The sequence below is a fragment of the Entomohabitans teleogrylli genome (assembly GCF_001484765.1).
Lineage (GTDB): Bacteria > Pseudomonadota > Gammaproteobacteria > Enterobacterales > Enterobacteriaceae > Entomohabitans > Entomohabitans teleogrylli.
On sequence record NZ_LLXO01000110.1, the window covers coordinates 1 to 493 of the forward strand.

Below are 493 nucleotides of genomic sequence, written 5' to 3' on the forward strand. Positions count from 1 at the left end.
CCGACGCCGATGCTGATGCCGACGCCGATGCTGATGCGGACGCTGACGCCGATGCAGATGCCGATGCCGATGCCGATGCAGACTCCGACGCCGATGCTGATGCTGATGCCGACGCGGATGCTGATGCCGACGCGGATGCCGATGCGGACGCCGACGCCGATGCTGATGCCGACGCGGATGCTGATGCCGACGCGGATGCCGATGCGGACGCCGACGCCGATGCTGATGCCGACGCGGATGCTGATGCCGACGCGGATGCCGATGCCGACGCGGACGCCGATGCCGATGCGGATGCCGACGCGGACGCCGATGCGGACTCCGACGCTGATGCCGATGCTGACGCCGATGCCGATGCTGACGCCGACGCGGACGCTGATGCTGATGCCGATGCGGACTCCGACGCGGATGCGGATGCTGACGCCGATGCCGACGCTGATGCCGATGCCGACGCCGATGCCGATGCGGACTCCGACGCCGATGCTGATGCCGACGC

At 68.8% G+C, this 493-nt stretch carries 1 protein-coding gene; it reads left to right on the plus strand.

What is annotated here, in order from left to right:
* Window positions 1-493 (plus strand): hypothetical protein (locus AQ981_RS25470; protein ID WP_249226398.1); only part of this gene is annotated, 493 nt, incomplete at both ends.